At 60.6% G+C, this 25,406-nt stretch carries 23 protein-coding genes; 7 read left to right on the top strand and 16 right to left on the bottom strand.

Annotated features, from left to right (window positions below):
- Positions 1-143: 143 nt before the first annotated feature.
- The 13 genes from trpC to ACVWXD_RS27930 form a co-directional block, all read right to left on the bottom strand.
- A complete protein-coding gene (gene trpC / locus ACVWXD_RS27990) occupies positions 144-980 on the bottom strand; it encodes an indole-3-glycerol phosphate synthase TrpC (RefSeq protein ID WP_095185035.1) in 837 nt (278 codons plus the stop codon).
- Positions 977-2,026 (bottom strand): anthranilate phosphoribosyltransferase, encoded by a 1,050-nt coding sequence (trpD, locus tag ACVWXD_RS27985; protein ID WP_032883837.1) that lies wholly within the window; start codon positions 2,024-2,026, stop codon positions 977-979. The genes trpC and trpD overlap by 4 nt, the downstream gene beginning before the upstream one ends.
- Before the next feature lie 9 nt (positions 2,027-2,035).
- On the bottom strand, positions 2,036-2,629 hold the full coding sequence (locus ACVWXD_RS27980; protein WP_024077700.1) for an aminodeoxychorismate/anthranilate synthase component II: 594 nt from the start codon (positions 2,627-2,629) through the stop codon (positions 2,036-2,038).
- A 9-nt stretch (positions 2,630-2,638) separates the two neighbouring features.
- A complete protein-coding gene (gene trpE / locus ACVWXD_RS27975; RefSeq protein WP_179179817.1) occupies positions 2,639-4,120 on the bottom strand; it encodes an anthranilate synthase component I in 1,482 nt (493 codons plus the stop codon).
- Positions 4,121-4,190: 70 nt separating this feature from the next.
- A complete protein-coding gene (locus tag ACVWXD_RS27970) occupies positions 4,191-5,009 on the bottom strand; it encodes a phosphoglycolate phosphatase (RefSeq protein WP_032883841.1) in 819 nt (272 codons plus the stop codon).
- Positions 5,006-5,680 carry a ribulose-phosphate 3-epimerase gene (gene rpe / locus ACVWXD_RS27965; protein WP_032883842.1) on the bottom strand — a complete coding sequence of 225 codons (675 nt, stop codon included), beginning with the start codon at positions 5,678-5,680 and terminating at the stop codon, positions 5,006-5,008. Before rpe ends, ACVWXD_RS27970 begins: the two co-directional genes overlap by 4 nt.
- Positions 5,681-5,764: 84 nt before the next feature.
- Entirely contained in the window at positions 5,765-6,913 is a 1,149-nt protein-coding gene (locus ACVWXD_RS27960; RefSeq protein ID WP_457371544.1) for an iron-containing alcohol dehydrogenase, read from the bottom strand.
- 140 nt (positions 6,914-7,053) lie between these two features.
- A complete protein-coding gene (locus tag ACVWXD_RS27955; RefSeq protein ID WP_017739612.1) occupies positions 7,054-7,878 on the bottom strand; it encodes an ABC transporter permease in 825 nt (274 codons plus the stop codon).
- A gap of 12 nt (positions 7,879-7,890) precedes the next feature.
- Complete coding sequence (locus ACVWXD_RS27950; protein ID WP_032883844.1) at positions 7,891-9,138, bottom strand: ABC transporter permease; 1,248 nt, start codon at positions 9,136-9,138, stop codon at positions 7,891-7,893.
- A gap of 214 nt (positions 9,139-9,352) precedes the next feature.
- Complete coding sequence (locus ACVWXD_RS27945; RefSeq protein WP_032883845.1) at positions 9,353-10,393, bottom strand: ABC transporter substrate-binding protein; 1,041 nt, start codon at positions 10,391-10,393, stop codon at positions 9,353-9,355.
- 43 nt (positions 10,394-10,436) lie between these two features.
- Complete coding sequence (locus ACVWXD_RS27940) at positions 10,437-11,549, bottom strand: ABC transporter ATP-binding protein (protein WP_032883846.1); 1,113 nt, start codon at positions 11,547-11,549, stop codon at positions 10,437-10,439.
- Between the two features lie 214 nt (positions 11,550-11,763).
- Positions 11,764-12,393: a response regulator gene (locus ACVWXD_RS27935; RefSeq protein WP_032883847.1), complete on the bottom strand. Its 630-nt coding sequence runs from the start codon at positions 12,391-12,393 to the stop codon at positions 11,764-11,766.
- Between the two features lie 18 nt (positions 12,394-12,411).
- On the bottom strand, positions 12,412-14,406 hold the full coding sequence (locus ACVWXD_RS27930) for a PAS domain-containing sensor histidine kinase (protein WP_032883848.1): 1,995 nt from the start codon (positions 14,404-14,406) through the stop codon (positions 12,412-12,414).
- Positions 14,407-14,483: 77 nt separating this feature from the next.
- On the opposite strand from ACVWXD_RS27930, the gene ACVWXD_RS27925 reads away from it, so the two are divergent.
- Complete coding sequence (locus ACVWXD_RS27925; RefSeq protein ID WP_457371543.1) at positions 14,484-15,458, top strand: alpha/beta hydrolase family protein; 975 nt, start codon at positions 14,484-14,486, stop codon at positions 15,456-15,458.
- A 78-nt stretch (positions 15,459-15,536) separates the two neighbouring features.
- On the opposite strand, the gene ACVWXD_RS27920 is transcribed toward ACVWXD_RS27925, so the two are convergent.
- From ACVWXD_RS27920 to ACVWXD_RS27910, 3 genes are read right to left on the bottom strand one after another with little or no spacing between them, the layout of a single operon-like run.
- Entirely contained in the window at positions 15,537-16,304 is a 768-nt protein-coding gene (locus ACVWXD_RS27920; RefSeq protein ID WP_032883850.1) for a TerB family tellurite resistance protein, read from the bottom strand.
- A gap of 1 nt (position 16,305) precedes the next feature.
- On the bottom strand, positions 16,306-16,980 hold the full coding sequence (murU, locus tag ACVWXD_RS27915; RefSeq protein WP_032883851.1) for an N-acetylmuramate alpha-1-phosphate uridylyltransferase MurU: 675 nt from the start codon (positions 16,978-16,980) through the stop codon (positions 16,306-16,308).
- Entirely contained in the window at positions 16,977-18,002 is a 1,026-nt protein-coding gene (locus ACVWXD_RS27910; RefSeq protein ID WP_260367992.1) for an aminoglycoside phosphotransferase family protein, read from the bottom strand. The genes murU and ACVWXD_RS27910 overlap by 4 nt, the downstream gene beginning before the upstream one ends.
- Before the next feature lie 130 nt (positions 18,003-18,132).
- Here ACVWXD_RS27910 and ACVWXD_RS27905 point away from each other — a divergent pair, with 130 nt between their 5' ends.
- The 6 genes from ACVWXD_RS27905 to ACVWXD_RS27880 all read left to right on the top strand — a co-directional run bounded on the left by ACVWXD_RS27905 (position 18,133) and on the right by ACVWXD_RS27880 (position 25,388).
- Positions 18,133-20,943, top strand: a complete 2,811-nt coding sequence (locus tag ACVWXD_RS27905) for an LPS-assembly protein LptD (protein ID WP_260367991.1) — start codon at positions 18,133-18,135, stop codon at positions 20,941-20,943.
- Positions 20,918-22,258, top strand: coding sequence for a peptidylprolyl isomerase (locus ACVWXD_RS27900; RefSeq protein WP_032883854.1), 1,341 nt, complete (start codon positions 20,918-20,920; stop codon positions 22,256-22,258). Before ACVWXD_RS27905 ends, ACVWXD_RS27900 begins: the two co-directional genes overlap by 26 nt.
- Entirely contained in the window at positions 22,255-23,244 is a 990-nt protein-coding gene (gene pdxA, locus ACVWXD_RS27895; protein WP_122756335.1) for a 4-hydroxythreonine-4-phosphate dehydrogenase PdxA, read from the top strand. Before ACVWXD_RS27900 ends, pdxA begins: the two co-directional genes overlap by 4 nt.
- Positions 23,241-24,053: a 16S rRNA (adenine(1518)-N(6)/adenine(1519)-N(6))-dimethyltransferase RsmA gene (gene rsmA, locus ACVWXD_RS27890; RefSeq protein ID WP_457371542.1), complete on the top strand. Its 813-nt coding sequence runs from the start codon at positions 23,241-23,243 to the stop codon at positions 24,051-24,053. The genes pdxA and rsmA overlap by 4 nt, the downstream gene beginning before the upstream one ends.
- A gap of 103 nt (positions 24,054-24,156) precedes the next feature.
- Positions 24,157-24,537, top strand: coding sequence for a Co2+/Mg2+ efflux protein ApaG (apaG, locus tag ACVWXD_RS27885; protein WP_032883857.1), 381 nt, complete (start codon positions 24,157-24,159; stop codon positions 24,535-24,537).
- A complete protein-coding gene (locus ACVWXD_RS27880; RefSeq protein ID WP_099601626.1) occupies positions 24,537-25,388 on the top strand; it encodes a symmetrical bis(5'-nucleosyl)-tetraphosphatase in 852 nt (283 codons plus the stop codon). Before apaG ends, ACVWXD_RS27880 begins: the two co-directional genes overlap by 1 nt.
- The last annotated feature ends 18 nt before the right edge of the window (positions 25,389-25,406 follow it).

The raw sequence follows: 25,406 nt of genomic DNA, 5'->3' as shown, positions 1-25,406 counted from the left end.
CATAACCACAGGACCCAATGTGGGAGGGGGCTTGCTCCCGATGGCATTCTGTCAGTTGATGAACAAGTCAACTGACACTCCGCTATCGGGAGCAAGCCCCCTCCCACATTTGACTGCATTTCAAATATTGACCGTGGGTCAAATCAATCGAGAGTTGAACCGCTGACCGCCACGCCACGCTCCGGGAAGAACAGACGCTGCAGTTCCGCCCCCGGGTTCTCGGCGCGCATGAAGGTCTCGCCCACCAGGAACGAGTACACGTTGCTGATTTCCATCAGCTCCACGTCGGCGCGGTTAACAATGCCGCTCTCAGTGATCACCAGGCGGTCGCGTGGAATACGCGGCAGCAGGTCGAGAGTGTTTTCCAGGCTGACTTCAAAGGTGTGCAGGTTACGGTTGTTGACCCCCACCAGCGGTGTGTCGAGGGTTTTGAGTGCGCGCTCCAGCTCATCGCCGTCGTGCACTTCCACCAGCACGTCCAGGCCGACGCTTTTGGCCACGGCCGCCAGCTCGGCCATCTTCACGTCATCCAGAGCGGAGACGATCAGCAGAACGCAGTCGGCGCCCAAGGCACGGGCTTCGACGATCTGGTACGGGTCGACCATGAAATCCTTGCGGATCACCGGTAACTTGCACGCCGCACGGGCCTGCTGCAGGAACAGGTCGGAACCCTGGAAATAATCGATATCAGTCAATACGGACAGGCATGTCGCCCCGCCCTTTTCGTAGCTGACCGCGATTTCCGCTGGCACAAAGTGCTCGCGGATAACACCCTTGCTCGGCGAAGCCTTCTTGATCTCCGCGATCACCGCCGGATGCTTGAGCTTGGCCTGGGCGATCAGTGCATTGGCAAATCCACGCGGTGCGTCAGCGGCTTTCGCTTGGGCTTCCAGCTCGGCCAGGCTCACACGGGCACGGCGTTCGGCGACTTCTTCAGCCTTGCGGGCCAGGATCTTTTCCAGAACGGTCGGAACACTCATCCTTCATTCTCCATCTTGAATACAGCGGTGAATGCTCCCAGCTCTTCGAGCTTTTCACGAGCCAGACCGGTGTGCAGCGCATCGTGGGCCAATTCGACACCTTCCTTAAGACTATAGGCATGGTCGGCAGCGTAAAGTGCCGCGCCAGCATTCAGAACAATCATTTCCGCAGCTTTTTGACCGTTCTCAGTCTTACGCCGCCCCAGGGCATCGCGAATCAACTCCAAGGACGCCGCCGGGCTTTCTACCGCCAAGCCATGCAGGCTCTGGCTCTTCATGCCCAGGTCTTCTGGCTCGACCCAATACTCGGTGATCTGGTCATTCTTCAGCTCCGCCACAAAGGTCGGCGCGGCCAGGCTGAATTCATCCAGGCCATCTTTGGAATGCACCACCAGCACATGCTTGCTGCCCAGGCGTTGCAGCACTTCAGCCAACGGTTTGCACAACGCCTGACTGAATACGCCCACCACCTGGTGCTTTACACCGGCCGGATTCGTAAGCGGGCCGAGCATGTTGAACAGCGTACGCAGGCCAAGGTCTTTGCGCGGACCGGCGGCGTGCTTCATTGCACCATGATGGGACTGGGCAAACATAAAGCCGATGCCGACGTTGTCGATGCAGCGCGCCACTTGTACCGGTGTCAGGTTCAGGTAGATGCCGGCCGCTTCCAGCAGGTCGGCACTGCCGCTCTTACCGGACACCGCACGGTTACCGTGCTTGGCCACGGTGCAGCCCGCCGCCGCGACCACAAAGGATGAAGCCGTCGACACGTTGAAAATATTCGCACCGTCGCCGCCGGTGCCAACCACATCGACCACACCGTCGAGGGTTTTAAGCTCGACCTTGTCGGCCAACTCACGCATCACCGAAACCGCGCCGACGATCTCGTCGATGCTCTCGCTCTTCATGCGCATTGCCATCATAAACGCGCCGATCTGCGCGTCAGTGCATTGGCCGGTCATGATCTCGCGCATCACATCGCTCATTTCAGCGGTGCTCAGGTCCAGATGGCCGACGATACGGCTCAGGGCAGTCTTGATATCCATGGAAAGTCCTTAGCGCGTGCCGCCGCTCTGCTTGAGAAAGTTGGCGAACAGCTCGTAGCCCTGCTCGGTCAGGATCGACTCGGGGTGAAATTGCACCCCTTCGATGTTCAGTGTCTTGTGACGCAGGCCCATGATCTCGTCGACCGAGCCGTCTTCCAGCTGTGTCCAGGCAGTCAGCTCCAGACATTCCGGCAGGGTTTCGCGCTTGACCACCAGCGAGTGGTAGCGAGTCACAGTCACCGGGTTGTTGAGTGCCTGGAATACGCCCAGGTCCTTATGGAACACCGGACTGGTCTTGCCGTGCATCACTTGGCGCGCACGCACCACGTCACCACCAAAGGCCTGGCCAATGGATTGGTGGCCCAGGCATACACCCAGGATTGGCAGCTTGCCGGCGAAGTACTTGATGGCTTCGAGAGAAATACCCGCCTCGGTCGGCGTGCACGGGCCCGGCGAAACCACGATGCGCTCGGGATTCAGCGCGGCGATCTCGGCCACGGTCAGCTCGTCGTTGCGCACCACCTTGACCTCGGCACCGAGTTCGCCCAGGTACTGCACAACGTTGTAGGTAAAGGAATCGTAGTTATCAATCATCAGCAACATGGGGAAACCTCAGGAATTGGGGGTCTGTTCAGCCAGCGCAACAGCGCGGAACATCGCGCGGCGCTTGTTCAGGGTTTCTTCCCATTCGAGGGCCGGTACCGAGTCGGCGACGATCCCGCCACCGGCCTGCACATGCAGCTCCCCGTCCTTGATCACTGCCGTGCGGATCGCAATAGCGGTGTCCATATTGCCGTTCCAGGCGAAATACCCCACGGCGCCGCCGTAGACACCACGCTTGACCGGTTCCAACTCGTCGATGATTTCCATCGCGCGAATCTTCGGCGCGCCCGACAACGTGCCCGCCGGCAGAATCGCCCGCAGTGCGTCCATTGCCGTCAACCCGGCTTTCAGTTCACCGGTGACGTTGGACACGATGTGCATCACGTTGGAATAACGCTCGATGACCATCTTCTCGGTCAGCTTCACCGAGCCAATTTCCGAAACGCGCCCGGTGTCGTTACGGCCCAGGTCGATCAGCATCAAGTGCTCGGCGATTTCCTTATCGTCGCTGAGCAGGTCTTCTTCCAGCGCCAGATCCGCTTCTTCAGTCGCGCCACGCGGACGAGTGCCGGCGATCGGGCGCACGGTGATCAGGTTATCCTCGACACGCACCAGCACTTCCGGCGAGCTGCCCACTACGTGGAAGTCGCCAAAGTTGAAGAAGTACATGTACGGCGTCGGGTTGAAGCAGCGCAGCGCCCGGTACAGGTCAATGGGCGCAGCCTTGAAGTCGATGGACATGCGTTGCGACGGCACCACCTGCATGCAGTCACCGGCGAGGATGTATTCCTTGATGGTATCGACCGCGCGCTCATAGTCATCCTGGGTAAAGCTGGAGCGGAACACCGGATCAGCCGCCGGCGGACGGCTGAGGTCCAGGCCGCGACGCGGGGTGATCGGCTGCCGCAGTTTTTCCAGAAGGGCTTCCAGGCTGGCCAGGCCCTGTTCGAAGGCGTCAGCTTGGGATGGGTCAGCGAGCACAATCGCGTGCATCTTGCCGGCGAGGTTGTCGAAAACCACCACCGCGTCAGACACCATCAGCAGAATATCCGGCACGCCCAGCGGGTCCGGGTTCGGGCATTTGCCCAGGCGTTTTTCCACGTAACGCACGCAGTCGTAGCCGAAGTAACCCACCAGCCCGCCGTTAAAACGCGGCAGACCCGCAATGGTCGGCACGTTGTAGCGCGCCTTGAAGGCTTCGACGAAGGCAAGCGGGTCTTCAACGTCATGGCTTTCGATCTCGACGCCATCATGGGTAATGCTCACATGATGGTCGTGTACCCGCAGCACCGTGCGGCATGGCAGGCCGATGATCGAGTAACGGCCCCACTTCTCGCCGCCCTGTACCGACTCCAGCAGATAGGAGTTGGGCTCGTCGGCCAGTTTCAGGTAGATCGACAGTGGCGTGTCGAAGTCGGCCAGGGTTTCGCAGGCCAGGGGGATACGGTTATAGCCGGCAGCGGCCAAACGCAGGAATTCTTCGCGGATCATGATGTGCCTCGTGGCGTGAGGGTCTAACAGTCAGGTATGCAAACGTGCCGCAGGGCGCGGCCAGGATCAGTCAGGCGCGCCAACGCCAGCGGGCCAGGGCCTTGATGACTTTCATCCAGAGTTTGCGAGTGACCACCACGATGGAATTTCCAGAAGGGGACTTATCGATGTCGGGCAACGTTATCTCAGCGCCCGCTCCCAAGCAACCGGGGATTAGCAGTCGCAGGTCATCAATGACCAGCGCCGGCGACTCTTCGGCAATCGGCCGGCCATGGTTATAACCGTAGCTTAGGGCTACACACTGAACACCCGCGGCTTTTGCCGCCTGCACATCACTGCGCGAGTCGCCGACAAACAGCGACTGGGACGCCGGGATATTGGCCATTTTCATCACGAAAAACAGCGCCGCCGGGTCGGGTTTCTTCTGTGGCAAGGTATCGCCACCGATGATCCAGCGGAAATACCGGCCGATTTTCATCTGGTCCAACAGCGGCGCTACGAAGCGCTCCGGCTTGTTGGTGATCAGGGCCATTTCCACGCCCTGTTTGTGCAGCCATTTGAGGGTGTCGCGCACGCCGGGGTAAACCACGGTCAGTTCGTGGCCGTCCTCATAAGCAACATTGAATAACTCCAGCGCATGCTCGGCTTCCACGTCATCGACGCCTTCAGCGTCGATATGGTTAGCCAGGGCCCGGCGCACCAGCATCTGCACGCCATTGCCAACCCATTCGCGTACAGACTCGATCCCCGCCGGCTTGCGTCCCAGCTTGAGCAGCATTTGGTCCACCGCCGCCGCCAGGTCTGGCACCGAGTCGATCAGCGTACCGTCCAGATCGAACATCACCAACCGTGGCAGTTTGCCGGGAAACAGCTGCTCAAAGCCGCTCATGGACGTGCCAGCGCCAGTTCGGCACGCATCTTGTCGATGACTTCCTGGTAGTTCGGCGCGTTGAAGATCGCCGAACCGGCCACGAACGTATCGGCGCCAGCCGCTGCGATTTCACGGATATTGTTGACGTTGACCCCACCGTCGATTTCCAGGCGGATATCACGACCGGACGCATCGATCAGCGCGCGGGCTTCGCGCAGCTTGTCGAGGGTGCCGGGGATGAACTTCTGCCCGCCGAAACCTGGGTTGACGCTCATCAGCAACACCATGTCGACCTTGTCCATCACGTACTTGAGCACGTCCAACGGGGTAGCTGGGTTGAACACCAGGCCCGCCTTGCAGCCGCCTTCGCGGATCAGTTGCAAGGTACGGTCGACGTGCAGCGAGGCTTCCGGGTGGAAGGTGATGTAGGTTGCACCGGCTTCGATGAAGTCGCCGATGATGCGGTCTACCGGGCTCACCATCAGGTGCGCATCGATCGGCGCGGTAACGCCGTATTTGCGCAACGCTGCGCAGACCATCGGACCGATGGTCAGGTTGGGCACGTAGTGGTTGTCCATGACATCGAAGTGCACGAAGTCGGCACCGGCGGCCAACACGTTGTCCACTTCCTCACCCAGGCGGGCAAAATCGGCGGAGAGAATCGATGGAGCAATGACGAAGGGCTGCATGACGCACCTTTTTTGAGCTAAATCACGATGGCGCGCATTGTATACCTCATGCTTTGCTGCGCGCACCGTGACCTGGCTCAATGGCTAGTAAGCGGTCCGGTAGATTTTCTCGATATCCGCCACGCTGAGCTTGCGCGGGTTGTTACGCATCAACCGTTCGATACCTGCCGCTTCGGCAGCCATGGTGGGAATTGCGCCTTCGGGAATCCCGAAACTGTGAAGCCCTTCCGGGATCTCCACTGCGGCGCAGAGTCGCGTCATCGCCTCGACCGCCTGGTCGGCCGCGTCATTGGCACTTAACCCAGTGATATTCACGCCCATGGCCTGGGCAATGTCCTGCATCCGCTCGACACACGCCAGCTTGTTCCAGTGCATCACATAGGGCAGTAACAGCGCGTTACTCACGCCATGGGCGATATTGAAACGCCCGCCCAGTGGATAAGCCAACGCGTGCACCGCACCCACCCCGGCATTCCCGAACGCCATGCCGGCCATCAGGCTGGCGGTGGCCATGTCGTCGCGGGCCTGGAGGTTGGCGGGGTTGGCGTAGGCCTTGGGCAGCGCCTTGGCGATCAGCTTGATTGCGCCGATGGCCAAGGCGTCCGTGATCGGCGAGGCATTCAGCGACAGGTAGGACTCAATGGCATGCACCAGCGCATCTACACCACTGGCGGCGGTGACACTGCGTGGGCAGGTCAGGGTCATTTGCGGGCTGATCAGCGCCACATCCGGCAAAAGGTAGTCGCTGACGATGCCTTTTTTCAGCTGTGCGGCCTTGTCGGAGAGGATCGCCACATTGGTCACCTCCGAGCCGGTGCCGGCCGTAGTCGGGATGGCGATCAGCGGCGGGCCCTTGCGCGGTACCTGGTCGACACCAAACAAGTCGGCCAGGGCGCCATGGTAACCGGCGTAGGCGGCCACACTTTTAGCGATGTCGATGGCACTGCCGCCGCCCAGCCCAATCAGGCCGTCGTGCCCGCCGTCGCGATAAGCCTGCATGCAGTCTTCGACGATGGCGATTTCCGGGTCGGGCAGCACGCGATCAAAAATTTCGTAGGGGCGTTCACCCAGGTGTTCAAGCGCCAGCGCCACGGTGCCGGATTTGACCAGCACGGCGTCGGTCACGATCAGCGGGTTATCCACATCCAGGCGCGTGAGTTCAAAGGCCAGTTGTTCGATGGCGCCAGCGCCGGTCAGCAATTTGTGGGCGATCTTGAATGAGGAAGTACTCATGTGCGCGGCCTCTTATTAGTCGATGGGCTGGCACAAGAGTAGCTGACCGAAACAGGTTGTCTTTCATTCAGCAGCTGAATGGTCACAGAACCCGTGTGGGAGGAGGCTTGCCCCCTCCCACACGGGTTCTGTGCTGGGCTTTAGACTTGGGCAGTACGCAGTTTCTCGCTACGGCCGCGCAGCCATTCCAGGGTCAGCAACAGCAACACCGAGAAGGCAATCAGCAACGTCGCAGCCGCCGCAATAGTGGGGCTGAGGTTTTCGCGGATACCGCTGAACATCTGCCGTGGCAGGGTCGCTTGTTCAGGGCCGGCGAGGAACAGCGTCACCACCACCTCGTCGAACGAGGTCGCGAACGCAAACAGCGCCCCGGAAATCACCCCCGGCGCAATCAACGGCAAGGTCACCCGACGAAACGCAGTCAGTGGCGAAGCCCCCAGGCTGGCCGCAGCACGCACCAGATTGTGATTAAACCCCTGCAACGTCGCCGACACCGTGATGATCACAAACGGTACACCCAACACCGCGTGCACCACGATCAGCGAGAAAAAGCTGTTACCCAAACCCAGCGGCGCAAAAAACAGGTAGCTGGCCACGCCGATGATCACCACCGGTACCACCATCGGCGAAATCACCAGCGCCATGACCAGTGCTTTGCCGGGGAAATTGCCACGGGTCAGGCCAATCGCCGCCAGCGTACCAAACACCATGGCCAGCACGGTGGCCGCCGGGGCGACGATGATGCTGTTCTTCAGCGCTCGCATCCATTCAGCTGAAGCGAAGAAGTCCTGGTACCAGTGCAGCGAGAAGCCCTGCAACGGGTACACCAGAAAACTGCCGCTGTTGAACGACAGCGGGATGATCACCAGCACGGGCAAGATCAGGAACAGCAGAATCAAGCCGCAGAGGATCCGCAAGCTGTAGAACCAAACCCGCTCAACGGGCGACATATAAGGGCTCAGCATCGCAAGGTCTCCTCAGCTCAGGCGCAGGCGGCTGGCGCCGACCAAACGGTTGTAGATCAGGTACAGCACCACGGTCGCCAGCAGCAGTAAGCCGCCCAACGCCGTCGCCATGCCCCAGTTGATGCTGGTGTTGGTGTAGAAGGCCACGAAGTAGCTGACCATCTGGTCGTTCGGGCTGCCCAACAGTGCCGGGGTGATGTAGTAACCAATCGCCAGGATGAACACCAACAGGCAACCAGCGCCAACGCCGGCGTAGGTCTGCGGGAAGTACACGCGCCAAAAACTGGCGAACGGGTGGCAGCCCAGGGAAATCGCCGCACGCATGTAGGTCGGCGAGATGCCTTTCATCACGCTGTAGATCGGCAGAATCATGAACGGCAGCAGGATGTGCACCATGGAGATGTAGACACCGGTGCGGTTGAACACCAACTCCAGGGGCTTATCGATCAGCCCCATGCCCATCAGCGCACTGTTGATCAGACCGCCGGATTGCAACAGCACGATCCACGCTGCAACTCGCACCAGGATCGAGGTCCAGAACGGCAGCAGCACGAGAATCATCAGCAGGTTGCTTTTACGCGCCGGCAGGTTGGCCAGCAGATACGCCAGGGGATAGGCCAACAACAGGCAGATCACGGTGATCACCAGGCCCATCCAGAAGGTACGGGCAAAGATATCCAGATAGATCGCCTGATCCGGGGTTGCCGGGGCCACTTCGCCGAGGTCGTCGATGCGGTGATCGACGGCCGCCAGCAGGTAGAACGGTGTCAGGCTGCTGGTATTACGCCGGATCGCTTGCCAGTACGCCGGGTCGCCCCAGCGTTCGTCGAGGGTTTCCAGCGCTTCTTTATAGGAGGCAGGCGCTTCGGTGAACGGCAGCGCCCGCGCGGTTTTGGTCAGCAGGCTACGATAGCCGGCCAGCTCCATGTTCAAGCGTTTAGACAGATCGCCCAGGGTCTGGTTTTTGCGCGCCTCGCCCAGGTCTTCACTGAGAGCCTGATACACCGGTTCACCCGGCAGACCACGGCCGTCCCAGGCAGTCACCGCCACCACGGTACGCGGCAGGCCGCCCACCACTTCCGGATTACCGACGCTCTTGAACAAAAGCGCGACGATCGGCACCAGAAACACCAGCAGCAAAAACAGCACCAGCGGTGCAATCAAGGCCTGGGCCTTCCAGCGATTGACCCGCTCGGCACGCGCCAGGCGCTGCTTGAGGGTGGGGCTGTTGACCTCGTTCGAGGGAACGGCGATGGCCATGGCTAACTCCGAAAATCTGAAAGTGACGACAAACCTGTGCCTGGGCTCAGACGCTGTGTTGAGCGGGCATGCCCCGCGCAGGGTGGCGAAGCGGCCCCTCTGACAGTCACCGCGTTCTTTCAGACAGAACACGGCGCCTGGTTTGGGACTGCTTCGCAGTCCAGCGCGGGGCAGGCCCGCTCACCACAAAAGCCCATTGAACACAGCAGGCGGGTTACTTGGCAGCCCAAGAATTGAAGCGCTGCTCAAGCTGCTCGCCGTTGTCCGCCCAGAAGCTCACGTCGATCTGCACCTGGTTGGCGATGTTCTCTGGCGTAGTCGGCATGTCCTTGAGGATGTCCTTGGCCAGCAACGGTACGGCTTGGGTGTTGGCCGGGCCGTAGGCGATGTTTTCCGAGTAGGTCTTCTGCTGCTGCGGTGCGACCGAGAAGGCGATGAATTTCTTCGCCGCTTCTGCGCGATCCTTGGCCAGACCTTTTGGAATCGCCCATGCATCGAAGTCGTAGATGCCGCCGTTCCACACCACTTTCAGGTTGCTTTCTTTCTGCACGGCAGCGATTCGGCCGTTGTAAGCCGAGCTCATCACCACGTCACCCGATGCGAGGTACTGCGGCGGTTGTGCGCCAGCTTCCCACCATTGGATCGACGGCTTGAGTTCGTCGAGTTTCTTGAACGCACGGTCTTGGCCATCTTTGCCGGCCAGCACTTTGTACACGTCCTTCGGCGCTACGCCGTCGGCCATCAAGGCGAATTCCAGGGTGTACTTGGCGCCTTTGCGCAGGCCGCGCTTGCCCGGGAATTTCTTGGTGTCCCAGAAATCCGCCCAGCTGGTTGGCGCGGAAGCCAGTTTGTCGGCGTTGTACGCCAACACAGTCGACCACACGAAGAAACCCACGCCGCATGGCTGGATCGCACCCTTCACGTAGTTGGCGCTGTCGCCGAACAGTTTCGGGTCCAGCGGTTCGAACATGTCTTCGTCACAACCGCGGGACAGTTCCGGCGATTCCACTTCTACCAGGTCCCAGGACACGCTTTTGGTGTCGACCATGGCTTTGACCTTGGCCATCTCACCGTTGTACTCACCGGCGACGATCTTGCCGTTGCCCGCGCTTTCCCACGGTGCATAGAAGGCCTTGACCTGTGCAGCCTTGTTCGCGCCACCAAAGGACACGACGGTCAGGTCCGGGCCGGCCATGGCCTGTGTCGCGCCCATCAAGCTCAAGGCCAGGACGGAATACTTCAGGGATCTCAACATTGTTGTTCTCTCCACGTGCAGGGTTGGTGAAGCCATGGGGCGATCAATTCGCCTCTAGAAGTGGGTCGAGTGCGCGAACGTGCTCGACTTGCCAGCCAATCGGTACCACGTCGCCGACCGCCAGTGCTGGGTCCAGCTCGGCAATCGGTTGTTTCACAAAAAAATCGGTCTTGCCGCAGACTTCCAGGCGCACACGCACGTGGTCGCCCAGGTAGATAAATTCGGCCACCCGCCCGGAGAAGCGGTTGATGCAGCTTTCGCTGGAGCCATTGAGGCTGACCCGTTCCGGACGCACCGATAGCGTTACAGGGCCACCGATCTGGCCGACATTGATCGCCAGTGCTTCAACCTTCTCGCCGCGCGCCAGCTCGACCACGCAGCGGTCGCCGGTGTGGCTGTGCAAGCGGCCGTTGAGGCGGTTGTTCTCGCCAATAAAGTTAGCGACGAAGGTGTTCTTCGGTTCTTCATACAGCGTGCGCGGCGGGGCGATCTGCTGGATCTCGCCCTGATGGAACACCGCCACGCGGTCGGACATGGTCAGGGCTTCACCCTGGTCATGGGTCACGTACACCACTGTCACGCCGAGACGTTGGTGCAGGTGCTTGATCTCCATCTGCATGTGTTCGCGCAATTGCTTGTCGAGAGCGCCGAGCGGTTCGTCCATCAGTACCAGTTGCGGTTCGAACACCAACGCGCGGGCCAGGGCCACACGCTGTTGCTGGCCGCCGGACAGTTGCGCCGGGTAGCGCTGGGCGAACGCGTCGAGCTGGACCATGCTCAGTACGCGCTTGACCCGCTCACTGACATCGGTCTTGCTCAAACCGCGCACGGACAAGGGAAACGCCAGGTTCTCGGCCACGGTCATGTGCGGGAACAGCGCGTAGTTCTGGAACACCATGCCAATGTCGCGCTTGTGCGGCGGCACGTTGTTGATGGAGCGCCCGGCCAGCTGGATTTCACCGGCAGTCGGCGTCTCAAACCCGGCGAGCATCATCAGGCTGGTGGTCTTGCCCGAACCGGAAGGCCCGAGCAAGGTGAGGAACTCGCCCTTGCGAATTTCCAGGTTGAGGTCTTTGACGATCAGGTTCTCGCCGTCGTAGCTCTTCTGCACGCCACGAAAGCTGACCAGCACATCATTTGAATCCACCTCGCTCATACCCGCACCTTTGTGTTTTGGACTGCTGTGGCACAAGCGTAGTCCAGGCGCGAGGCCCCGGAAATCGGGGGCCAGGAGAGAATTGCATCAGCAGGATGGAAGCTTGGGGGTAGGGATTGCCCTACACGTATGGCGGGGATGGAACAGTGCTGCAGTGCGAAGCGCCGGGAATGGCGTCAGCGGGGTTTGAAGCAGGTCGCAAACAGGCATGTCATCACAACAGCTTGTGTTCCATGGCGTACTTCACCAGCTCAGCCAGGGAGGTGATATTGAGCTTTTGCATCAATCTCGCCTTGTGAGTGCTGATGGTCTTGCTGCTCAGCGCCAGTTGCTGGGCGATGTCATTGACGTTGGCGCCCTGCGCCAAGCGTTCGAACACCGAGAACTCCCGTTCCGACAGCAACGAATGCAATGGCCGGGCGTCGGTCAGACCGACTTCAAACACCATACGGTCGGCCAGGTCCGGGTCTATATAACGCCCGCCGGCCGCGACTTTGCGGATCGCCGTCAGCAACAGCGCCGGGTCGCTGTCCTTGGTGGCGTAACCGGCGGCACCGACCTTCAGGGCACGGGCGGCCATTTGTGCTTCGTCGTGCATCGACAGCACCAGGATCGCCGGCGGGTTGCTCAACGCACGGATGCGCGCAATCGCTTCCAGGCCGTTGACGCCGGGCATCGAGATGTCCAGCAACACCACCTCGCACGGCACGTGGCGCAACGTCTCCAGCAACTGCTCGCCATTGCTAGCCTCCCCCACCACCAGCAGGTCTTTGGCCAGGCCGATCAGTTGTTTGATGCCTTCACGAACGATGGTGTGGTCTTCGGCTACCAGTACACGGATCACAGGGACTTCCTCTTGGCGTTATGCATCCAGCGGCACCGTCACACTCAGGGTGGTGCCCTCCCCCAACTCGCTGTGCAGGCTCAATTGCCCGCCCATGATCAGCACCCGCTCGCGCATACCGACCAGGCCAAACGATACCGCACGCCCTTCAGGCTGGACGAACCCCACGCCGTCGTCGCTGATGGTCAACCGCAAATCCGAGCCTTCTATAGCCAGCGTCAGCTCCACAGTATGCGCCTGGGCATGGCGCATCACGTTGGTCAGCGCCTCCTGCAGGATACGAAACAGGCCGATGGCCTTGGCGTCGCTCAGGGTCGGTAGGTTATCCGGCACCTGAACCAGACAGGGAATCTGCGTGCGCGCTTCAAAACGACGGGCTTGCCATTCAACGGCGGAGGCAATGCCAGCATCGAGAATCGGTGGGCGCAGCGCCGTCGCGACGTCCCGCACCAGTTGGAACAGTTGAGCAATCAGGCGCTTCATGCTGTTCAAGCGCTCGTGCAGGCCAGGGTCCAGTTGCGCATAAGCCAGCTCGCACATGGACGTTTCCAACTTGAGCACAGTGAGCATCTGACCGAGTTCGTCATGCACTTCCCGGGCGATGCGGGCTTTTTCTTCCTCGCGCACGGTTTCCAGGTGGGCCGACAGTTCGCGTAGTTGCGCTTCGCTTTGCATCAACGCGGCCAGCGTGCGGCGCAACTCGGTGACGTCGTTCAGGTAAACCACCAAGTACTCAGCCTCGGCAAACCGCAAAAAGCTCAAGGACACGTTGGCCGGCAGGATGCTCCCGTCGGCGCGCAAACAATCGGTGGCGAAGTTCTGTGGCCCCTCTTCGCTGGCCCGTGCGCGCTTCCACAAATTGAGCCAGCGGTCCATGTCCAGGGTCGGGTCAAGGTCAACCAGCGGCCGCTCGATCAGTGCGCCAGGAGCATAACCGAGCATGCTTTCGGCGGCGTGGTTGGCGTAGCGCACATGGCTGTCCCAGTTGACCCACAGGATGCCGACGGTGCTTTGGTCGATGGAAAACTGTGTCAACCGCAGCGCTTCGGCACCGGCAGCGCGGGCGGCGCTTTCTTCACGGGCGGCCAGCAGGCCATGCTCCAACACTCGTTGCTGGCGGCGCTGCCAGAACACGGTCGCCAAACTGGCGAGCAGCAGCAGGCTCAGTAACAGGCTGAGGTTCTGCCACAACCCAGGCGACTCCGATAACCGTGGGTATTTGGGTTGCAGCCAGCGGCTATGCAGTTGGTCAAGGTCTCGGGCGGGGATAGCGCCCAAGGCACTTTCCATGATGCCCGCCAGTTCGGGCCAATCGCGCCGTGTGGCCACCCGCAACAATTGCGGCAGACCGATGTCCCCCACCACCGCCAAACCGGCGAACTCGGCCTCGCCGGATAATCGGCTTAATTGCGCTTCATCTACCACGGCATAACGCGCTTGCTGGCTGACCAACAACTGCAAGGCCTGGCGCTCAATGGGCACACCTTGCAGGTTGAGGTTGGGATAAGTGCTGCGCAAGTAATCGGCCACGGCGCTGGGCATGCGCACGGCGACGCGGGATTGATCGTCCAGTTTTTCCAGCTCAACCGCGCCGCCGCCCTCGCGGATGCCGACGATATGCTGGGGCACACGCATATATGGGTCGCTGAATAACCACAGGCGCAAACCGGCTGGGGTTTGTTGCAGGCCGGGGGCAATGTCCACTTCGTCGTCGCGGACGGCGGCTTCCAGTTGCTCCTGGTTGGGGAAATTGCGCCAGGTCAGCTCGATATTCAGCGCCTTGGCCAGCCACTGCATCAACTCCACATTGGCCCCGGACAAGCGCTGCAAGCGACGGTCGTACTGCGCGTAAGGCAACTGCAGCACTACGCCCACCCGCAATTCCGGGTGCTGGGCCAGCCATTCGCGCTGCTGCGCATTGAGCTGCGCCTGCGGGGCGGCAGGCGTAGGGGAGGCGTTCGCCATCAAGGCGACGCACAAACAGCCGATAACCAGCAGACAGCGAAAACCCATGATCCACGTCTCACATCACTGACAAAAACTGACCAACCCATTAGGCTGCTGGAATCTCTTCTGGCCGGAAATCTACGATGCCCTATCGAAACCGTTCGGCACTGCCAGCATTGTGCCTGTCGCTGCTGTTTACCAGTGCCTTTTCTGTACAGGCCGCCGACGCCCCCGCGCCGGCCGACGAAAAACCCGTCGAGCGCCAGCCTCTGCTTGAGCGCAGCCAGGAAGACGCCACCGCGCTGGAGCGCACCATCCCTCAGCAGGAACAGCAACAATTGCAGGCTGGCAGCGACTCATTCCTCGCCCTGTGGAAACCGGCCAACAGCGCCGAACCCGAAGGTGTGGTGATTATCGTACCGGGCAGCGGTGAAAGTGCTGACTGGCCGCAAGCAATCGGCCCGTTGCGGCGCAAATTTCCCGACGCCAATTGGGGCAGCCTCAGCCTGTCATTGCCGGATGTGAGCGTAGATACCCTGCCGCCGCGCGTTATGGAAGCACCCAAAGCCACTGTCGACACCAGCAGCAAAGAAGCGAGCACCGCCGACAAACCGATCGAACAAGCCGCCAGCGCCGAAGCCGAGGGCACCGATCCGTCAGTGGTGCCGGGCCCCGACGAGCAGGACAAGACCGACGCCTCGCGCATCTTCGACCGCATCGACGCTGCCGTAGCCTTCGCCCAGACGCAGAACGCACGCAGTGTGGTGCTGCTGGGTCATGGCACAGGCGCCTGGTGGGCCGCGCGTTATCTCACCGAGAAACAACCGTCCCAGGTGCAGAAATTTGTGATGGTCGCGGCGCAGACGCCTAACGGACGCCATCCGGACGTGCAGCAACTGGCGCCCGGCCTGAAACTGCCGACTGCCGATGTCTTCTATCAAGACAACGCGCAGGCACGCAAAAACGCTCAGGCCCGTGCGCAGGCTGCCAAGCGATTGAAGAATGATGGCTATAAGCAGGTGTCATTGAAAACCGTGCCCGGCAATAGCGCAGCCGAGCAGGAGCAGTTGTATCGCAGGATTCGCGGGTGGTTGAGCCCGCAGGCCAGCGCCGACTGAAGAACAGCACAAAAACAATGTGGGAGGGGCTTGCCCCTCTCCCACATCGGAATGTGATTATCCGTGAAAGAGCGGCATCTAGCGAAAATCCCGGCGCTCGCGAATCAACGAGTAAGCATTGTGTAATTCACGGGTTCGCTCGGTCGCCTCACGCACTTGCGCGAGACTGGCGCCACTGCCGGCCACCTTGTCCGGATGGTGACGGCTCAGCAGGCGGCGATAGGCACGTTTGATGACCGACGGCTCGGTGGTAGCGGTGACGCCGAGCAGTCGCAACGCTTCCTGGTAGGTCGTGCCTCGATTGACCAGCGGCTTGCGCTCAGGCGTGTAGTCGGCCGCTAAGGCCTGAAGCTGCTGCGGCGTCCAGCCCAACCACTTGCCCCACAGGTTGATCAAGTCGCGCTCGGCATCATCCGCCTTGCCGTCCGCCCACACCATCCGCCAACAGGCGCGCAACACACCTTCCGCCGCATGGGGCTGAGCCTTGAGCACGCGCAGATAACTGCGCATACGGTCGGAGCCCGATTTACCGCGATTGAACGCCGCAATCGCGCGGCGCTGGGCGGACTCGGTCATGTCCAGCGAGCGCATCTCCTGACGCGCCTGCTGGATATGCCCGTCCACCACGCGCCCGTTGCTTTTGGCCAGGCGCCCGAGCAATACAAACAACAACTCATCATTGCGCAGCACCGGGCGGCCGCCCATGCGCTCGCGCAACTGAGCCCAGCTGCGCAGTTGCATTCGGCGGTCCAACGCCTGTCCCAACAATGCACCCAACAAGGCCCCCGGAATACTGGCAATGGCAAAGCCAGCCCCGGCGCCGATCAGCGTCCCTGGCCACAACATGCTACTGCCCCGCTGTCAGCAGGGTTTCGACTTGCGCCAAGCGCTCCAGCGTGCCGACATCAATCCAGCGTCCCGCCATGTGTTCCCCCGTTACCTGACCCTTGGCCATCGCCGCACGCAGCAGCGGCGCCAGCTTGAAGGCACCGGCACTGCAACCCGCGAACAACTGGGGGTCGAGCACTGAAATGCCACTGAAGGTCAGGTTATCGGCACCGGGCGTCGCATCATGAAGCAGACCCTCATCAAGGAAGAAATCACCGCCCGAGGGATGATGCGCTGGGTTGTCGACCATCACTAGGTGAGCCAGGCCGCTGAGCGGTTGCTTGAGTTGGGTAAAGTCGTAGTCAGTCCAGATATCGCCATTGACCACCAGAAAAGGCTCGTCCCCCAGCAACGGCAACGCCTGGAAAATCCCACCGCCGGTTTCCAGCGGTTCGCCCTCCGGGGAGTAACGGATGCGTACGCCAAACTGCGCACCATCGCCCAAATAGCTCTCGATCTGCTGGCCGAGCCAGGCGTGGTTGATCACGATATCGGTGAAGCCGGCCTTGGCCAGCGCCTCCAGGTGGTATTCGATCAGACGCTTGCCGCCGGCCTGCACCAGCGGCTTGGGCGTGTGCAAGGTAAGCGGACGCATCCGCTCACCTTTGCCGGCGGCCAGGATCATGGCCTTCATACGCTGGCCTCAGCGGGTTGGCGCAGACTGGTCAGCAGCTCAGCCAATTCGCTCAACTCCGGGCGATCGGCGAGCACTGCTTCTATATAAGCAAAGAAGCGCGGCACGTCGGCCAAGTAGCGTGGCTTGCCGTCGCGATGGCAAATACGCGCGAAGATGCCAATGACCTTGAGGTGGCGCTGCACACCCATCAGGTCGCTGGCACGCAGGAAGTCATCAAAATCCGGTTGCACCGGGATGCCCGCTTGGCCCGCACGCTCCCAATAACCGCGCTGCCAATCGCGTACGCGCGCCTGGGGCCAACTGAGGAAAGCGTCCTTGAACAGACAGGTAATGTCATAAGTGACCGGGCCGTAGACCGCGTCCTGGAAATCCAGCACGCCGGGGTTCGGCTCGCTGATCATCAAGTTGCGCGGCATATAGTCGCGATGCACCAGCACTTTCGGCTGCGCCAGGGCGCTGTCGATCAGTCGGTCGCTGACGCGCTGCCAGAGGGATTGTTGTTCTGCATCCAACTCGACACCCAAATGGCGCCGTACGTACCACTCGGGAAAGAGTTCCAGCTCGCGGCGCAACAAGGCAACGTCATAACTGGGCAGTGGTGCGTCCATCGGCAACTGCTGGAATGCCAGCAAGGCGTCGATGGCGTCGGCAAACAGCTGATCGGCGTTTTGTTCGTCAATCACGTCCAAGTAGGTTTTTCTGCCCAGGTCATTGAGCAAAAGAAAGCCGCGCGACAGATCTTCTGCATAAATTTTTGGAACATTTATGCCCGACTTCGCCAGTAAATGGGCGATATCGACGAAGGGTTTGCAGTTTTCCTGGGGGGGTGGAGCGTCCATCACCACGAAAGTCCGGCCGCCACCCTCCCAACGGAAGTAACGCCTGAAACTCGCGTCGCTGCTGGCCGCAGTCAGTGTGGCCGGGGGTACGGAGCCCCAGTCTTGAGCGTTGAAAAGGATCGGCAACTGCTCATCCAGCCAGACTTCCAGCTGTTGTAAACGTAGATCTTGCTCAGGCATTACAAGGGTCTCCGACGGCGCTAGCCGTCAAGCGGGTCATGCTTTATTATCACGCATCTTTTTCAGACCATCGAGAGGCGTGCGGCCCAAACCGCGGGCAGATGGCACGCAGGAAGCCCGGACTAATAAGATGGCATTGAAATCCCCCGCGTTTCGTAGAAAATTTCCGTTGCTGGTAACCGGCAGTCTGCTGGCCATGCAACCCTTCGCCACCTCATTCGTGGTCGCCGCGGAACAGTATGACTGCTCAGTCTCTGCTTCGGGTGCCTGGGATTGCGCGCCGAAAACCGCCGCAGCCCCATTGCCACCGCGCCCGGTGCATGACGGCGCTGCCGTCAGCTCGGCCAACAGCACGGCACAGGCCGAAGCTGGTGGCACTGCCGCGGCCGAACCCAAGACCGCACTGGTCACAGAATCCAAGGGCCGTGGCCTGCGCTCACGCAGCGCCGACTACAGCCACTTGGACTGGGTACCTCGCGAAAAGTTGACCGCAGCCCAGTTGGCCGAAACCGGTCCTTATTGCGGCGGTGCGTACATCGAGCCGACTCGTCCTGGCATGAACGACAAGACGAACAAGAGCGATGCGCCCACCTTCATCGGTGCCAAGGCCTCTCGTTACGAGCAGGAACAACAAGTCGCGACCCTGGCAGGTGACGTCGTCATGCGTCAGGGCAGCATGCAGCTTGAAGCCGAAGAAGCCAGCTTGTACCAGGCCGAAAGCCGCGGCGAGCTGAACGGCAACGTACGACTGCGTGACAACGGTGCACTGATCGTCGGCGACCACGCTCAGGTTCAGTTGGACACCGGCGCGGCCCAGATCGACAACGCCGAATACGTGCTGCACAAGTCGCGTATCCGCGGTAACGCGCTGTACGCCAAGCGCGCCGAAAACGCGATCATCCGTCTCAAGGACGGTACGTACACCACCTGCGAGCCGGACAGCAACGCCTGGCAGCTTCGGGGCAACAACATCACGTTGAACCCAGCCACCGGTTTCGGTACGGCCACCAACGCGACGTTGCGGATCAAGAACATCCCGATCCTGTACACCCCTTACATCTATTTCCCGATCGACGACCGTCGTCAGTCCGGCTTCCTGCCGCCGAGCTTCAGCACCGGCAGCGAAACCGGCTTCACCCTGGTTACGCCGTACTACTTCAACCTGGCGCCGAACTACGACGCCACGTTGTACCCGCAATACATGACCAAGCGCGGCATGATGATGGAAGGCGAATTCCGCTACCTCACCAAGTCCAGCGAAGGCCAGTTCGGCGGCGCGTACCTCAACGACGACAACGACGAACGCAAACTGCAGACCGATTACGAAAAAACCCGCTACATGCTCAATTGGCAGCATAAAGGCGGGTTGGATTCGCGTGTACTGACCCAGGTCGACTACACCAAAATCAGCGACCCTTATTACTTCCAGGACCTCAAGTCCTATCAGGAAGGTGTCGAGAGCCGGGACTACGTCAACCAGCAGGGCTCCGTGAGTTATCGCGGCGACTCCTACCAGGCGCGCTTGAATGTCCAGGCTTACCAGCTGGCCACGATCTCCCAGATCACACCGTATGACCGACTGCCACAGATCACCTTCAATGGTCAGTTGCCATACCACCCAGGTGGTTTGAACTTCAGCTACGAAACCGAAGCAGTTCGGTTTGAACGCAGCCTGGAAAGCGGCAACTTTATCAATGAAAACGGTGATTCCGAGCGTCGCCTGGACACTTACGTCAACGGCCTGACCCGTGCAAACGGTACTCGCCTGAACGTAGCGCCAGCCGTTTCATACCCGATGAACTGGACCTACGGCTTTGTGACGCCGAAGCTCAAGTACGTATACACGAAGTACGATCTTGATCTGGACAGCAAAGGCAAGAACGACATTGTTGTTGCCCAGGCAAACGCGACTGCAGCTAATCCGTATGCCGGCGGCACGTTCAAAAGCTCCCAGGACCGCGCAATTCCTGTGGCCAGCGTCGACAGCGGCCTGTACTTCGATCGCAATACCAACTGGTTCGGCAAAGACTATCGCCAGACCCTTGAGCCGCGCGCGTTCTACCTGTACGTGCCGAACAAGGACCAAAGCGATATTCCGGTGTTCGACACCAGCGAGTACTCGTTCAGCTACGCGTCGTTGTTCCGCGACAACCGCTTCAGCGGCTCCGACCGTATCGGCGACGAAAACAAGCTGTCCCTTGGCTTGACCAGCCGCTGGATCGAAGAAAACGGCTTCGAGCGTCAACGCGTGTCCGTGGGCCAGGCGGTGTACTTCAAGGATCGTGAAGTTCAACTGCCAGGCATCCTGGCTGCCGACCGTGCCGATGCACAGTCCGACGTGTCCCCGGTTGCCCTGGACTACGAGTTCCGCTTCAACCGCGACTGGCGCGCCACGGCCGACTACAACTGGGACACCGAAGAGCACAGCCCTCGCTCCGGCAGCGCGATGCTTCACTACCAGCCGGAAGACAACCCGAACAAGATCATCAACGTTGGTTACCGCTATCGTAACGACCAGGTTGTCTACAACCAGTTGACCGGTAAGTGGCAGTTCGGTGGCGACTACGGTCAGCCAGGCGACCAGAACTACGTGAAGGATTACTACAAAATCCAACAACACGACTTCTCGATGATGTGGCCGATCATTCCCCAGTGGAACCTGATCACCCGCTGGCAGTATGACTACGCACGCAACCGTACCCTGGAAGCCTTTGGTGGTTTCGAGTACGACAACTGCTGCTGGAAACTGCGCGTCATCAACCGTTACTGGGTTTCCAACGACGAATACAGCCAGATCGCCCCGCTGAACGAAAAGGGTGACCACGGGCTCTTCCTGCAGATCGTCCTCAAAGGACTCGGCGGCCTGACCGGCGCCAAGGTAGAGAGCTTCCTCGACAAAGGCATTGAAGGTTATCGTGAACGTGAAGACCAAGCTTTCTGATTGTCTGCGCCCGCTAGTGCTGGGCGCACTGTTCCTGGGGACCGCATCGGCACACGCTGCGGTTCAACAGCTGGATAAGGTAGTGGCCATCGTCGATAACGACGTGATCATGCAGAGCCAACTGGACCAACGGGTCAAGGAAGTTCAGCAAACCATCGCCAAGCGTGGCGGTGGTGTACCGCCTACCAGCGTCCTGGACCAACAGGTACTTGAACGCTTGATCGTCGAAAACCTGCAACTGCAGATCGGTGATCGTTCCGGTATTCGTATTTCGGACGAAGAGCTGAACCAGGCCGTCGGCACCATCGCTCAACGCAATAACATGAGCATCGACCAGTTCCGCTCAGCCCTGGCCCGCGACGGTCTTTCGTACGAAGACGCCCGCGACCAGATCCGCCGCGAGATGATCATCAGCCGTGTGCGTCAGCGTCGTGTTGCCGAGCGAGTGCAGGTGTCCGAGCAGGAAGTGAAGAACTTCCTGGCCTCCGACCTGGGCAAGATGCAGCTTTCCGAAGAACTGCACCTGGCCAATATCCTGATCCCGACCCCGGACAGTGCCAACTCCGAGCAACTGAATGCGGCGGCGGCGAAAACCCAAGCTATCTATGATCGCCTGAAAGGCGGTGCTGACTTTGCTCAGATGGCCATTGCCCAGTCCGGCAGCGACAACGCCCTTGAAGGCGGCGATATGGGCTGGCGTAAAGCCGCTCAACTGCCACCTCCGTTCGACCGTGAACTGAGTGCCATGGAAGTGGGCGGTATCACCCAGCCAGCCCGCACCCCAGGTGGCTTCATTATCCTGAAGTTGCTGGAACGTCGCGGTGGCGAGACCTCGCTGAAAGACGAGGTTCATGTTCGTCATATCCTGGTCAAACCAAGCGAAATCCGTACCGAGGCGCAAACCAAGGAGCTGGCCCAGAAGATCTATGACCGCATCGAAAGCGGTGAAGACTTCGCCACCTTGGCCAAGAGCTTTTCGGAAGACCCAGGTTCAGCCCTCAACGGCGGCGACCTGAATTGGATCGATCCGAAAGCGCTGGTGCCCGAGTTCCAACAGGTAATGGCCGATACTCCGCAAGGCGTACTGTCCAAGCCGTTCAAGACCCAATATGGCTGGCATGTACTGGAAGTCCTTGGCCGCCGCGCCACTGACAACACCAGCCAGGCCCGCGAGCAACAAGCGCTGAACGTACTGCGTAACCGCAAGTACGACGAAGAGCTGCAAACCTGGTTGCGTCAGATCCGTGACGAAGCCTACGTGGAAAACAAGCTGCCAGGCGCCGAGCAAACAGGCACCGACCAGGCAGCACAGTGAAACCCCAGCGTTTCGCGGTAACACCCGGCGAGCCGGCCGGCATTGGTCCAGACCTTTGCCTGCTGCTCGCCTCGCAGCCTCAGCCATACCCCCTGATTGCCATTACCAGCCGCGACCTGCTCCTTGAGCGGGCCGCGCAACTGAGTGTGGCTATCAACCTGCTGGACGTGGCGCCGGGCAACTGGCCTGACCTGCCGGCGCCCGCGGGCAGCCTCTATGTGTGGGACACCCCACTGCAGGCCAAGGTGGTTGCAGGGCAACTGGACAAGGCCAATGCGGCTTTTGTGCTCGAAACCCTGACTCGTGCGGGGCAAGGCTGCATCGACGGTGACTTCGCCGGCATGATCACCGCACCGGTCCACAAGGGCGTGATCAACGAATCCGGCATCGCCTTTTCCGGCCACACCGAATTCCTCGCCGAACTGACACACACTGAACAAGTCGTGATGATGTTGGCCACACGCGGCCTGCGTGTCGCCCTGGTGACTACGCACCTGCCGCTGCGTGACGTCGCAGACGCCATCACCGCCGAACGCGTGGAGCGCGTCACGCGCATCTTGCACGCCGACCTGCAGCAAAAATTCGGCATCGCTCAACCGCGTATCCTGGTCTGTGGGCTCAACCCCCATGCAGGTGAAGGCGGGCACTTGGGCCATGAAGAAATCGACATCATCGAACCAACCCTGGAGCGTCTGCGCCAAGAAGGCATGGACCTGCGTGGCCCACTGCCAGCGGACACTCTGTTTACCCCCAAATATCTGGAGCACTGCGACGCAGTGTTGGCGATGTACCATGACCAGGGGCTGCCGGTGCTGAAATACAAAGGCTTCGGCGCCGCCGTCAACGTGACACTGGGCCTGCCGATCATCCGCACCTCCGTCGACCATGGCACTGCCCTGGACTTGGCGGGCAGCGGCAAGATCGATACCGGCAGCCTGCACGTGGCCCTGGAAACCGCCTATCAGATGGCCGAGACCCGTATATGACTGAGCATTACCAACACCGGGCGCGCAAGCGCTTCGGGCAAAACTTCCTGCACGACGCTGGCGTGATCGACCGCATACTGCGCTCCATCCATGCCAAGCCCGAAGACCGCCTGCTGGAAATCGGCCCAGGCCAGGGCGCATTGACCCAAGGCCTGCTGGCCAGCGGTGGCCAGCTGGACGTGGTTGAACTGGACAAGGATCTGATCCCTATCCTCAACCAGCAGTTCGCCGGAAAATCCAACTTCAACCTGCACCAGGGCGATGCACTGAAGTTCGACTTCAACTCCCTCAACGCCGCGCCTAACAGCCTGCGCGTGGTCGGTAACCTGCCGTACAACATCTCCACACCGCTGATTTTCCACCTGCTGAACAACGCCGGGATCATCCGCGACATGCACTTCATGCTGCAGAAAGAAGTGGTGGAACGCCTGGCCGCAGGCCCAGGTGGTGGTGATTGGGGCCGTCTGTCGATCATGGTTCAGTACCACTGCCGCGTTGAACACCTGTTCAACGTGGGTCCGGGTGCATTCAACCCGCCGCCAAAGGTCGACTCGGCCATTGTTCGCCTGATACCGCATGCCGTTCTGCCCCACCCGGCCAAGGACCACAAGTTGCTGGAACGTGTCGTGCGCGAAGCGTTCAACCAACGCCGCAAGACCCTTCGCAACACGCTCAAGGCCCTATTGAGCCAAGCTGAAATCGAAGCCGCCGGCGTCGACGGTAGCCTGCGTCCCGAGCAACTGGACCTGGCCGCGTTCGTGCGCCTGGCAGACCAGCTTGCCATCCAGCCTGCTCCAGCAGTCGACTGAAGCACCCAGGCATGGCCAGACACATGTCTGGCCTAGTGCCCACCTCTTGGCCTAGACTGATCCGCATCTGCTGTCCTCCGCTTTTGCTTTTAAGGCCTCTTGCATGTCCGATCCTCGCTACCAGATCGACGTCAGCGTCGTGACCCGCTTCCTGGCGGACCAATCGCAACCTGAACAGAACCGCTTTGCCTTTGCCTACACCATCACGGTGAAGAACAACGGGCAGGTGCCGGCCAAGTTGCTATCACGCCATTGGGTAATCACCGACGGTGACGGCCAAGTGGAAGAAGTGCGCGGCGCAGGCGTGGTTGGCCAGCAACCGCTGATCGACATTGGCGCCAGCCACACCTACAGCAGCGGCACGGTGATGACCTCCAAGGTCGGCACCATGCAAGGCTCGTATCAGATGAAAGCCACCGATGGCCAACTGTTCGACGCCATCATCAAGCCATTTCGCCTTGCCGTACCGGGAGCCCTGCACTGATGGCGACCTACGCAGTCGGCGACCTGCAAGGCTGCCTGGAGCCGCTCAAGTGCCTGCTTGAGCGCGTGGCCTTCGACCCGGCCAATGATCGGCTTTGGTTAGTCGGTGATCTGGTCAATCGCGGCCCTGAGTCCCTGGAAACCCTGCGCTACTTATATAGCCTGCGTGATTCCCTGGTGTGCGTGCTGGGCAACCATGACCTGCACTTGTTGGCGGCCGGCAATAATATCGAGCGCCTGAAAAAGGGCGACACCCTGCGGGAAATTCTCGAAGCGCCCGACCGAGCCGAGCTGCTCGACTGGCTGCGCCGGCAAAAGATCGTGCATTACGACGAAGGCCGCAACATGGCCCTCGTGCATGCGGGTATCCCGCCGCAATGGACGCTGAAGAAAGCCCTTAAGTGCGCAGCCGAAGTCGAAAGTGCCTTGGCCGATGACAGCCTGTACACCACCTACCTGGACGGCATGTACGGCAACGAACCGGTGAAGTGGGATAACGACCTGACGGGCGTCGCCCGCCTGCGGGTGATCACCAACTACTTCACACGCATGCGCTTCTGTACCGCCGAGGGCAAGCTGGACCTCAAGAGCAAAGAAGGTGCCGACACCGCCCTGCCCGGCTACAAGCCGTGGTTTGCCCATAAGGAACGCAAGACCCGTGATACGAAGATCATCTTCGGCCACTGGGCCGCCCTGGAAGGCAAGTGCAACGAACCCGGCGTATTCGCCCTCGACACCGGTTGCGTGTGGGGCGGCGCCATGACCCTGATGAACATCGACACTGGCGAGCGCCACAGCTGCCAGTGTGAATCTCCCCTTCCCATTACACTGCCGGCTGCCGCCAAGCGCTAGACGCTAAGCACCGCCAAG

It is taken from the genome of Pseudomonas sp. TE3911, assembly GCF_054062775.1.
Note: the sequence above shows the minus strand (reverse complement) of the source record. Positions and strands in the feature narration are given on the sequence as shown.

What these genes read in the sequence shown, in the direction of transcription:
- trpC (WP_095185035.1), bottom strand. Translation starts at nt 980, where the DNA reads ATGAGTGTTCCGACCGTTCTGGAAAAGATCCTGGCCCGCAAGGCTGAA.
- trpD (WP_032883837.1), bottom strand. Translation starts at nt 2,026, where the DNA reads ATGGATATCAAGACTGCCCTGAGCCGTATCGTCGGCCATCTGGACCTG.
- ACVWXD_RS27980 (WP_024077700.1), bottom strand. Translation starts at nt 2,629, where the DNA reads ATGTTGCTGATGATTGATAACTACGATTCCTTTACCTACAACGTTGTG.
- trpE (WP_179179817.1), bottom strand. Translation starts at nt 4,120, where the DNA reads ATGATCCGCGAAGAATTCCTGCGTTTGGCCGCTGCCGGCTATAACCGT.
- ACVWXD_RS27970 (WP_032883841.1), bottom strand. Translation starts at nt 5,009, where the DNA reads ATGAGCGGCTTTGAGCAGCTGTTTCCCGGCAAACTGCCACGGTTGGTG.
- rpe (WP_032883842.1), bottom strand. Translation starts at nt 5,680, where the DNA reads ATGCAGCCCTTCGTCATTGCTCCATCGATTCTCTCCGCCGATTTTGCC.
- ACVWXD_RS27960 (WP_457371544.1), bottom strand. Translation starts at nt 6,913, where the DNA reads ATGAGTACTTCCTCATTCAAGATCGCCCACAAATTGCTGACCGGCGCT.
- ACVWXD_RS27955 (WP_017739612.1), bottom strand. Translation starts at nt 7,878, where the DNA reads ATGCTGAGCCCTTATATGTCGCCCGTTGAGCGGGTTTGGTTCTACAGC.
- ACVWXD_RS27950 (WP_032883844.1), bottom strand. Translation starts at nt 9,138, where the DNA reads ATGGCCATCGCCGTTCCCTCGAACGAGGTCAACAGCCCCACCCTCAAG.
- ACVWXD_RS27945 (WP_032883845.1), bottom strand. Translation starts at nt 10,393, where the DNA reads ATGTTGAGATCCCTGAAGTATTCCGTCCTGGCCTTGAGCTTGATGGGC.
- ACVWXD_RS27940 (WP_032883846.1), bottom strand. Translation starts at nt 11,549, where the DNA reads ATGAGCGAGGTGGATTCAAATGATGTGCTGGTCAGCTTTCGTGGCGTG.
- ACVWXD_RS27930 (WP_032883848.1), bottom strand. Translation starts at nt 14,406, where the DNA reads ATGGGTTTTCGCTGTCTGCTGGTTATCGGCTGTTTGTGCGTCGCCTTG.
- ACVWXD_RS27925 (WP_457371543.1), top strand. Translation starts at nt 14,484, where the DNA reads ATGCCCTATCGAAACCGTTCGGCACTGCCAGCATTGTGCCTGTCGCTG.
- ACVWXD_RS27920 (WP_032883850.1), bottom strand. Translation starts at nt 16,304, where the DNA reads ATGTTGTGGCCAGGGACGCTGATCGGCGCCGGGGCTGGCTTTGCCATT.
- murU (WP_032883851.1), bottom strand. Translation starts at nt 16,980, where the DNA reads ATGAAGGCCATGATCCTGGCCGCCGGCAAAGGTGAGCGGATGCGTCCG.
- ACVWXD_RS27910 (WP_260367992.1), bottom strand. Translation starts at nt 18,002, where the DNA reads ATGCCTGAGCAAGATCTACGTTTACAACAGCTGGAAGTCTGGCTGGAT.
- ACVWXD_RS27905 (WP_260367991.1), top strand. Translation starts at nt 18,133, where the DNA reads ATGGCATTGAAATCCCCCGCGTTTCGTAGAAAATTTCCGTTGCTGGTA.
- rsmA (WP_457371542.1), top strand. Translation starts at nt 23,241, where the DNA reads ATGACTGAGCATTACCAACACCGGGCGCGCAAGCGCTTCGGGCAAAAC.
- apaG (WP_032883857.1), top strand. Translation starts at nt 24,157, where the DNA reads ATGTCCGATCCTCGCTACCAGATCGACGTCAGCGTCGTGACCCGCTTC.
- ACVWXD_RS27880 (WP_099601626.1), top strand. Translation starts at nt 24,537, where the DNA reads ATGGCGACCTACGCAGTCGGCGACCTGCAAGGCTGCCTGGAGCCGCTC.